This window comes from Bacillus sp. JJ1122 (assembly GCF_036964885.1).
Classification (GTDB): Bacteria; Bacillota; Bacilli; order Bacillales; family Cytobacillaceae; genus Mesobacillus.
Genome location: NZ_JBALQL010000009.1, coordinates 21,621 through 32,468, shown reverse-complemented (window position 1 = coordinate 32,468; position 10,848 = coordinate 21,621). Strand labels below are relative to the sequence as shown.

The 10,848-nt window shown below is 39.8% G+C and carries 8 protein-coding genes; 7 read left to right on the top strand and 1 reads right to left on the bottom strand.

All coding sequences use genetic code 11. The annotated features are described in order from the left end of the window. Positions 1–110 precede the first annotated feature (110 nt). The 6 genes from V7201_RS06520 to V7201_RS06495 are packed head-to-tail and all read left to right on the top strand — an operon-like array spanning position 111 to position 7,703. Positions 111–710, top strand: a complete 600-nt coding sequence (locus tag V7201_RS06520; RefSeq protein WP_335375983.1) for a YesL family protein — start codon at positions 111–113, stop codon at positions 708–710. Between the two features lie 7 nt (positions 711–717). After that, entirely contained in the window at positions 718–1,113 is a 396-nt protein-coding gene (rbsD, locus tag V7201_RS06515) for a D-ribose pyranase (RefSeq protein ID WP_335375982.1), read from the top strand. Positions 1,114–1,143: 30 nt separating this feature from the next. Beyond that, positions 1,144–1,770 carry a ThuA domain-containing protein gene (locus tag V7201_RS06510; protein ID WP_335375981.1) on the top strand — a complete coding sequence of 209 codons (627 nt, stop codon included), beginning with the start codon at positions 1,144–1,146 and terminating at the stop codon, positions 1,768–1,770. Between the two features lie 14 nt (positions 1,771–1,784). After that, complete coding sequence (locus V7201_RS06505; RefSeq protein ID WP_335375980.1) at positions 1,785–2,876, top strand: Gfo/Idh/MocA family protein; 1,092 nt, start codon at positions 1,785–1,787, stop codon at positions 2,874–2,876. Positions 2,877–2,903: 27 nt separating this feature from the next. Then, entirely contained in the window at positions 2,904–5,369 is a 2,466-nt protein-coding gene (locus tag V7201_RS06500) for a glycosyl hydrolase-related protein (RefSeq protein WP_335375979.1), read from the top strand. A 15-nt stretch (positions 5,370–5,384) separates the two neighbouring features. Further along, positions 5,385–7,703, top strand: a complete 2,319-nt coding sequence (locus V7201_RS06495; protein ID WP_335375978.1) for a glycoside hydrolase family 65 protein — start codon at positions 5,385–5,387, stop codon at positions 7,701–7,703. 63 nt (positions 7,704–7,766) lie between these two features. Here V7201_RS06495 and V7201_RS06490 read toward each other — a convergent pair whose 3' ends face one another. Further along, entirely contained in the window at positions 7,767–8,630 is an 864-nt protein-coding gene (locus V7201_RS06490; protein WP_335375977.1) for an AraC family transcriptional regulator, read from the bottom strand. Between the two features lie 252 nt (positions 8,631–8,882). Here V7201_RS06490 and V7201_RS06485 point away from each other — a divergent pair, with 252 nt between their 5' ends. Further along, positions 8,883–10,769, top strand: coding sequence for a beta-L-arabinofuranosidase domain-containing protein (locus V7201_RS06485; protein ID WP_335375976.1), 1,887 nt, complete (start codon positions 8,883–8,885; stop codon positions 10,767–10,769). Positions 10,770–10,848 lie beyond the last annotated feature (79 nt).

Below are 10,848 nucleotides of genomic sequence, written 5' to 3'. Positions count from 1 at the left end.
GAACGAATGATACCCAGACATGGCAAACAGTGTTATTGGCACTAAGGAATAGAAAAGAAAAACCACTGCAAAAAAATTAAAGGTTGCTGAACATAAAGGAGAGAGCAGTAATGAATATTATGGATAGCAAACTATATGAGAAACTTAATACAATAGTAGATTTTGTCTTACTTAACCTCCTATGGCTTCTTATGTGTTTGCCAGTCATTACAGTCTTTCCAGCTACAGCTGCATTGTTTGGTGTTGTAAGAAAGTGGAAGATGGAGAAAGAACCACCAGTGCTGAAAACGTATTTTGCGTTATTTAAAGAAAACTTTATCCAAAGCAGTTTAATCGGTTTTATATGGACTGCTATAGGAGCAGCATTATATCTTGATTTCAATCTAGTAGGAGGGAATGTACTCTTAAAGTTCTTGCTATTAATAATGGTATCGGTCTATACGATTGTATCAATCTATCTTTTTCCGGTCATGGTCCATTATAAGAACAGCTTGCTCCATACCATTAAGAACTCTTTTTATTTAGCTATCTTAAAACCTATGAATTTAGTAATGTCCTTAGTCATTCTTTATTGTTCATATTTGCTTTTGATTTCATTCCCAATTTCGATTTTAATAATAGGCAGTACAACGGCTTATTTTATATATATGATTTGCTTTTCCACATTCCAAAAAGCAGAAAAAATAAATACGAATGTAGAGAATATATGAGGTGTTTATGAAAAAAAACGGAGTGCTAAATAGTGAAATTGCGAATGTCCTCGCGAGGATGGGGCATACAGACTATATTGTCATAGCTGATTGCGGACTTCCTATTCCTGATGAAACAAAGAGAATTGATTTAGCTTTAACCAAAGGAGTTCCCTCATTTTCAGAAGTTTTAACAACTATTTTGGACGACTTTGTAGTGGAAAAAGCCATTTTAGCCTTGGAAATTAAAACGGATAACGGTGCACTTCTTAAGGAAATTGAAAGAAGCGGTCAATTAAACAACGTGGAGTATGTCACTCATGAAGAGTTTAAAAATCTGACTAAAAAAGCGAAGGCGGTAATACGGACGGGTGAATGCTCTCCGTATGCAAATATTATCCTGCATAGCGGGGTCATTTTTTAACTTCATATCTTAACAGCAAGGAGATGTGCAATGAAAAGAGCCTTGATCATAAGTGGAGGATGGGAAGGCCATCATCCGCAAGAAATTACCGGAATATTCAAATTAATGTTAACGGAACAAGGGTATGAGGTGGATGTAAGTCAATCTATATCCACTTTTCATACGGAGTACGATCTAAAAGATTATCAAATCATCATTCCAAATTGGACGATGGGCGAGATTCCAGCTGAAGCTTTGGCAGCGATGCTTCACGCAATTAAAGAGGGTGCCGGAGCAGCCGGAATTCATGGAGGAATGGGAGACGCATTCAGGAATGAGACAGAGTATCAATTCATGGCAGGAGGGCAATTTGTAGCGCATCCAGGAGGGCAGGACGTTGAATATCTAGTCGGAATTAAAGATAGAGAGCATTGCATTACAAAGGATATTAGTGATTTTAATGTCAGGTCGGAGCTTTACTATATGCATATTGACCCGGCAATCCATATTCTTGCAGCTACTGAATTTGATCAGATCCAAATGCCGGTTGCATGGACAAAGACATATGGGAAGGGAAAGGTATTCTACTGTTCAATTGGTCATAAGCCAGAAGATATAAAAATTGAAGATTGCTATAAACTCGTGAAGAACGGCATTCTTTGGGCCGCTGCTGAATGAAAGGGGGAAGTAATTTGGGTGCTGGAAAATTGAAGGCTGGCATAATTGGATGCGGAAATATTAGCAGCATTTACATAGAGAATCTCAAAAAATATGACTATGTTGAATTAATCGCACTTTCTGATATAAATCTTGAAAAAGCAAGGCTTCAAGCAGAGAAATACGGAATTCCAAATGTGTATACGCCCGAAGAAATCCTTCGTCATAATGGGATCGATCTGATTGTGAACCTGACGACGCCCGATGCCCATTATTCGGTGTCTCAGCAGATAATCTCTAGTAATAAACACGTTTATGTAGAGAAACCCCTCACTATCGAAAAAGATGATGCAAAAAAATTAATCACATTAGCAATGAAAAATAAAGTCAGGATCGGCTGTGCCCCGGATACTTTCCTTGGTGGTGCAATACAAACAGCGCGAGAGCTGATTGATAGAGGCGAGATTGGGAAACCGATTGCAGCTCATGCTTCTATGCTTTGTCATGGTCATGAAAATTGGCATCCTGCACCCCATTTTTATTACCAATACGGAGGCGGTCCATTATTTGATATGGGCCCATACTACTTAACAGCTCTCGTTCATTTAATTGGTCCAGTTAAACAAGTGACAGCAATGTCGAGCAAGACATTTTCAGCAAGAACCATTACCAGCAGACCATATTTTGGTGAAACGATAAGAGTCGAAACGCCAACTCATATAAACGGATTGTTGAAGTTTGAAAATGGAGCAGTCGGACATTTAGTGACCAGTTTTGATGTATGGCATACAAAGCTGCCATGCATTGAGATTTATGGAACGGAAGGGACAATGCTTGTACCTGACCCGAATGGATATAACGGACAGATTCAAATCCGGAAAAAAGATAGCACAGAGTGGGTCAATCAGCCGTTAAGCTTTGGATTCACGGAAAATAGCAGAGGAATCGGAGTTTCGGATATGGCTTGCTCCATCCTGATGGGAAGCAAGCACAGAGCAAATGAAGAATTGGCTTACCATGTACTTGATATCATGCATAGTATTTTGGAATCGTCGGAGAGAGGAATCCATATTGAACTGGATAGTACCTGTGAAAAACCAGAGCCGTTGGTGAATTTAACGAACTAAAAATTATAGTTAAAGGAGTCATGAAGAATGTCAAAACCAAACTTTTATTATTTCTTTTGTAATCATTGGACACAGGGAGGGATTGGATTTGCTTTCCCATCAGGCTGGTATGGCGGGAAAAAATACAACAGGACCTTTTCCACGGCTTATACGATACATAAAATGCTGGATGCAGCTGATGATTATCCCGGGCTGAAGGTATCGATGGAACTGGATGCCTATTCCTATGAAGAGGTGGAAAAAGAAGATCCAGCATGTATCGATAGACTTAAAAAGTATATTTCAGATGGTAAGGCAGCGGTCGATGGCGGAACATATGGCCAGCCCTTTGGCCAGGATTATGGATGGGAGCCAAACATCCGTCACCTGACATTTGGAAAGAAAGCAATCAAGGAAGTTCTGGACTATGATATTCGTGCCTTTTTAGTTGAGGAGCAGTGGTTCCATCCGCAATTGCCACAGCTTCTATTGAAAAGTGGATTCCAGTATGCATCATTGCAAAATCAAAATTCTGGTCAAGCTATGCCTTTGAACGAAGCAATGATCAGCTGGAAAGGGATTGACGGTACTGAGGTTCCTGCCGTTCCGGCAAATGACCTCATGGTTTCGTGTGTACGCCAATATACTGGATATAGTGAGTATAAAGAAAGATTAAAAGATTATCAGAGGCCGCTCTTATTTCAGTGGGTAGAGATATGGCCTCCTGGAATGGACTGGGGAGCAAGCGCTGATCCATTTGAAAAAGGCATCAAACACGTCGAGGAATGGGGAGGTAAGGCCGTCACTCTCCAGGAATATTTTGATTATGAATTGCCAGGCCGACAATTGCAATCCATCTATATTCCATTGGACAAATCCAACTATAAAAATAATTGGTACCAGGACGGTGGCTGGGGCTACGATGGTGATAAGGTCATCATGGTGGATCAGATCGTGGAGCAATCGCTCCTTGCATATGAAACACTAGTTGCATTAGATAGTTTAAAATTCCCTTCAAATAATGATCAAGAAATACTTAATAGACTGTGGAAACAGTTCCTTATTTTACAGAACCATGATTTTTCGGCTGCGAGAGGTTATCGGGCATTTACAGAGGATGGAATTGAAACAAAAGCGGGTTCTTATGGTGTAAAGAAATACTATGACATCATCTCTTCTTGCAAGAAACAAATTGAAAGTCTGTATCCCCATGATGAAGACACATCAACCTTGGTTGTTGCGAATTATAACGGTGTTGCTTCCTTCCAGACGGTTCCGTTTGAAATGGAAAAAGTGCATGGGGATTATGTGATGATGAAGGATGGAGAAGAAGTTCCATTTGTAATCACCAGTGAGGAAGAGGGGAAAGTAAAAGGCTTAATAGCCCTGGAACTACCTGCACTTGGAGCAATTGCTGTCAATATTGTTGAACAAGAAAGAGGAAAGAAAGAAATCAAGAACCAGGTTTTGTATGGGGAAGATTGGATCGAGGATGAAAACTTTAAAATCAGCTGGAAAAAGGGCAGCTGGAGTATTGGCATAACGGAAAAGAAGACAAGTGAAACAATTGAATTTACTGGCTTTACTGGGCCTATCGCAAAACAAAATGAACATACAAGCATGTATCCCGCTTTAAGTCCCGCACATGAAATATTTACATTTGCCTTTGATGGAACAACTCATTGTCCAGATCAAATTTCCTTATCTCGGGTTAAAGCTTGTGTAGAAAAGAAGAATGAGTTTGAAAGTGTCCTGTTGCTTCATTGTGATTTAGTGACCCTGCATACGACCGAGACGCCAGTGGCATTTGCTGAAGCAAGGGTGTTCATCAACCATCAAACGAAAGAGATAAAATGTCAATCTTACTTCTATACCGGAGTTAATTTGTCACTTAACTGCCATGCATCCTTTAAGCATCATATTTCAGATGCGGAGTACTATCGTGATTTCCCTTTTGGTGAAGAAAAAACCGAAATAGTTGATATTTACGCAAACACCTATATACGCGTTGCTGGTAAAGATACTGGCTTCACATTGGTCCATCCAGGCGTTCAAAAGGTCACTCTAGAAAGATTAAATGAAGCGGGCACAATCAAGCATTTGCTTGCAAGGGATAAAGTGTTCGGTGATTATACATGGACATTTACTTTGAATTTTGGTACACAAACTCCTTGGGAAAGCGCAAAAGCTTCAAAGGCAGCGAGAGCCATTTATCCAGTAGTTGAAACGACCGAAAGAGCAGCAATAAACAATCTTTTGAATTTTGAAGATGAAAGAATTCTGTTATCTGCATTCTATCGTGAGGATGATCGTTTTATAGTCAGGTTCATGAATTATTCAAGTGAACATATTCAATCTGCAAACATGACGGTCAACCATGGATTTTCCAGAGTAACTGCAGATGACTTTGCCGGAAATACCCTTGAAGAATTAAGCTCCCAATCAAAGGATAATCAGACAATCGTCAGTGTTAAGCTGGATCCATGGGAAATTATGACGGTTTCATTTCAATAAAGAAGGTGACAGGTTATGAGTCAAGTTTCACTAATGCAAGAGAATAACTGGCTGATTCAGGAGGCTGCTTTCAAAGTCAATCACTATAAACACTTTGAAGGAGTGTTTACTACCGGGAATGGATATTTATCGGTGAGAGGCTCTTTTGAAGAAGGGCTAAAGGATGAGAATCAGGCTGAGGAATATATGAGATTGCCCATGAATGTGTCCCTGGAAAAGTCTAACCTCATGGTGTCAAAATGGGGTACTTATGTACCTGGTGTTGCAGGTGTGCACCCGCTTCTAAAAGAGGTAATGGTCAACCTTCCCTGGATGCTCGAATTTAAGATGTGGCTCGATGAGGAACAGCTAAGCATGGATAACTGCACAATCAGTGAGTATAGTCGGTCACTCAATATGCAAGATGGAACATTGATCCGCAGCTTTCTTTGGAAGACAAAGCTGGGACAGGAGGTAAAAGTGTCCTTCGAGCGATTTGTTTCAATGGATTGCGACCATTTATGTGTGCAAAGGGTAAAGCTGGACTTCCAAAAGGGAAGCGGTAAATTAAAGGTAGCAGCAGGTATCAACGGAAATGTCAGGACAAATGGTTATAATCATTTTACTTCACTCAAGTCATCAAAAGAAAATGGCTTTATACAAACAGAAGTGATCACCGATAAGGGGCAGCAAGTTGTACAGGGAGCAATGATTTTATCCAATGGTGAAAATCTATGGGATGTAAAACAGGAGAATAACCATATCTTTTTCGAAACAGTAATGGATTGTGATTCTCATTCATCACATGACTTTACTAAACTTTGCGCCATAGCGACCAGTCGGGATTTGCATGGAATTGATCCGTTTGTAACTGTAAAGGAAACGCTGAAGGAGCACGCTGGAATCACGTATGAACTATTGAAAAATAAGCATACAGCAGTATGGGAGAATTTATGGCTGCAAAGTGATATAGAAATGAAAGGGAATGACCAGCTTCAAATTTCTGTCCGCTTTAGTCTTTATCATTTATTAAGAAGCAATGTCCGCAAAGATCCGCGAGTCGCTATAGATGCCAAAGGACATGCGGGAGAAGCCTATTTCGGACGTTATTTCTGGGATACAGAAATATATTTATTGCCATTCTTCATCTACACAAACCCTCAGGCAGCCAAAAACCTGGTGTTATACCGTTATAACACACTTCAGGGAGCAAAGCAGAATGCTGCCGCTTATGGCTATAACGGTGCGCGTTATGCATGGGAATCGGGTCTGACTGGTGAAGAACAGTGCCCAAACTGGCAGTATGCAGATCATGAGATACATATTACAGCTGATGTCGCATATGGTTTGTGGCACTACTATAAAGCAACAGGTGATAATAAGTTTTTACTGGACCATGGGTTTGAGATTTTAGTAGAGACTGCACGATATTGGGTGAGCCGTGTTTATAAGAATAACTCTGGTGTTTATGAGTTATCAGGTGTTATGGGACCGGATGAGTACTCTCCATTTTCAAAAAATAACGCCTTTACCAATTATCTAGTTAAATTCAACCTTGGAATAGTGTCGGAAGCAGCTAGATTAATTAAAGAATATGATCTAAACAATTATCTTTTATTACAGGAAAAATTGAAAATTACCGAAGAGGAATATCAACAGTTTGAAACACTAATGGAAGGTCTGGGATATACAAAAGATAAGAACCGGAATTTAATCCTTCAATCGGAAGACTTTGAAAGCTATGAGGAAATTGATTTTAATATAGTGTGGAAAGACCGTTCTAAACCCTTTGGGCACTATATATCACAGGAGAAAATGTACCGTTCCAAATGCTTGAAGCAAGCAGATGTTCTTACACTTTTGATGCTCTTTCCAAACCGATTTACAGAAGAAGAAATGAAATCTGCCTATTATTATTATGAGCCGATCACCACTCATGATTCTTCTTTATCTCCATCTACACACTCAATCATTGCATCGTGGATTCGGAATCAGGAAGAAGCTGAAAGGTTCTTTCTCCAGACAGTTGGGATTGATCTGGACTTAAATAAGCTAGGAGCAGCCGAAGGAATTCATATTGCCAATGCGGGCGGAATATGGCAGGCGGTCATTCATGGTTTTTGCGGGGTCAGGAATGCCGTTCAGTCTGAAAAATTAGAGCTGAAACCACTTATGCCAAGTTTTGTACAGGAAATCTCATTTCCTTACCTTTGGAAAGGGAATAGGATAAGGTTTACGCTGAATCCAGAGAAAATCCTTCTGGAAAATGAAGGAGATAATCAAGTTGTGATCACGCTGAAAAATGAAGATCTTACCCTGGCTCCGAAAACCAGGGTAGAAAAAGAACTGCATTGATTGTCGGAAAACATTGAAAGACCGGACTATTGCCCGGTCTTATTTTAATTCTGGATGTTGGGATTACCTGAACTGATTTCTGAACTTTAAAGGGGTTATTTTCAAGACCTTTGAAAAGGTTTTAGTGAAATAGGAAATTGTGGAGAATCCTACTTTTTCGGCAATCTCACTGACTGATTTATCCGTATTCAATAGGAAGAGTTTGGATTGTTCTATACGATACCTCGTCAGATATTCTTGTGGCGTACAGCCATAAACCTGTTTCATACATCTTGAAATATATGCAGGGTGAAAATTCAATACTTCACTCAGTTGCTCATAGGTGAGTGGATTTTGGAAATTCTGCTGGAGGTAATCAGCAGCCTTTTCAGCAATCTGGACAATATTAGAGTTTATCTTTGGCTGTTGGTCCCGATGTAATTGCATCAGGATCTCCTGAAAAATAGCCTGTTCCTGCAGCCGGGCTTTACTTGAAACATTCCCAACTAATAATAATAGATTTCGAAGCTTTTCATAGAAAACGCTTGGATTTGATAGAGTACAAAACTTTGGCAATTCAATTGTAAATAATTCACTCTTATGAAAGGGAGTGATATGGGTTTTATGTATTGATTCTTTTGTGTTTGTATCCTTAACCTCGTACCATTTTCCTGTGGTTTGAAAATGTAGCCAGTAAAAGTGCGTGGTTTCTTTACATTTCTGTTCAGAATAATGATATCGGTCAGGCCGCAAAATTAGTATCTCTCCAGCCTTTACTTCCCATTTTTGATCCTCTTCCCCTATATACAAAGTTCCTTTTGTAACAATCAACAAATCGAAAACTTCTATATTCCTTCTGTTTGGATGGTATTGACTAATGGTATAAGTATCCTCTCCACACATAATGTAATGGGGTATTGAAGGTACAGTAAATTGTAGAATGGTCATGGTTTAGTCCTCCAATAAAAGTTGTGATATTATTGGAAAATTCCAAATATCTATATCCATATTTTATCAGAAATCGTGAGTTAATATAGAAAAACTTACAAATGAGATGTTCATATAGTACAAAAATAGGTTCAGTTTGTTTATAGGAAATAACGATGCCAGCTATTATACTTAATTTAAATTTACTGAATATTTAAAAATAATTACAGTGTGTAACCAGTAATATTTAAAGTCCAAGAGGAGTTGAGCAATATGGAACAAGTGGAAAACCTGCAGCAGAACATACTGTTAAAAACGGCCTTTTCAGAATTACCGCTTGGGTCAATCGAGCCTGAAGGCTGGCTGAAGGACCAGCTTAAAATACAAGCAAATGGATTTACAGGAAAGCTTTCCGACTATTGGGATGATGTAGGTCCGAATAGTGGATGGTTGGGTGGTACAGGTGAAAGCTGGGAAAGGGGTCCATATTACTTAGATGGATTATTGCCCCTAGCTTATCTACTAAAGGATGAAGAACTTATTAATAAAGTCCAGCCTTGGATTGAATGGACTCTTTCAAGCCAGACGCCTGACGGACAATTTGGTCCCTCCACCAATGCAGATTGGTGGAGCCGTATGGTTATGCTGAAAGTACTGATTCAATATGAAGAAGTTACGAAAGATGAACGGGTCATCCCGTTCATGCTCAAGTATTTCCGCTATCAGAAGAACAATATTGAGTCTAGGCCCCTGATGCAATGGGCAAAAGCGAGGGGCAATGAAAATATGCTTTGCTTGCAGTGGCTTTACAATCGGACTGGAGAACAGTGGCTAATTGATTTATCTGAAACCATTCGTAAGCAAACGATTGACTGGACTGAAATATATAACAATTTTCCTTTTTGGCGATACCAGACGAGATTTGACCACAGAGTTCATGTCGTGAATGTAGCTATGAGCTTAAAGTACCCGGCACTATCATACTTGCAAACTAAAAGTGAAGAGGATCGAACGGCTGCTGCAAAAGGCATTAAAAGTTTGATGAACTATCATGGACAAGTAAATGGAATGTTTTCAGGCGATGAATGGTTAGCCGGAACCCATCCAAGTCAAGGAGTCGAATTATGTGCAGTGGTTGAGTATATGTTCAGCCTGGAGAATTTGACAAGGATTTTTGGGGATGGCGAATACGCAGATCTATTAGAAAAAGTAGCATTCAATGCTCTTCCAGCTACGATAACTGCGGATTGGCATGGACATCAGTATGATCAGCAGGTCAATCAAGTGCTGTGTACACAAGCGAGGAGAAACTGGACCCTGAACGGCGATGAGTCGAATATGTTCGGGCTTGAACCGAATTTTGGCTGCTGTACTGCTAATATGCATCAAGGATGGCCGAAGCTTGCAGCTCGTCTGTGGATGGCTACTGCAGATAAAGGACTTGCCGCAGTTTCCTATGCTCCATGTAAACTAACCGGGATGGTAGGAGAAGGAAAAAAGGTCTCTTTGCAGGTCGATACCAATTACCCATTTGAAGAAACCATTTCAATCCTGATTCAAACTGATGGTCCAGAAATATTCCCGGTGAAGCTGCGAATCCCTAAATGGTGCAGGTATCCGGTTGTGAAGATAAATGGGCAATCCTTCAACGTGGACGAAACGGTGAATGGATATACATCCATTGAACGGGAATGGAAATCCGGTGATCATATTACCTTGGAACTGCCTATGGAGCTGGAAACCGAAAGACGAGCAGATAATGCAATCGGAATATTGCATGGTCCCTTAGTTTATGCATTGAAAATAAAAGAAAATTGGAGAAAAAGAAGCGGGAACAATGTATTTCCAAACCAGGAAGTTGTTCCAGGTTCCGATTGGAATTATGCATTAAAGCTTGACAAGCGTGATGTAAATCAGTCATTTAGCATGAAGACGAAAGGGGTATCTATACAACCTTTTTCTCCTGAGAACGCTCCAATAAAGCTGATTGGAAAAGGGAGAAGGGTCCCTGAATGGAAAATTGAAATGAATTCTGCAGGTACGCTTCCAATCAGTCCTGTGATATCCAAAGAGCCTGAAGAAGAAATTATACTTATTCCTTATGGATGCGCTAGATTAAGGATTGCTGAATTTCCAGTTTTGGCAATAGATTTGGATTGATTCTTTAGTCCTGGTTATGAATTATGCCTATTTGATTTGGTTCAGATAATACAAAAAATAGTTCACTTCTTAGGTGTAA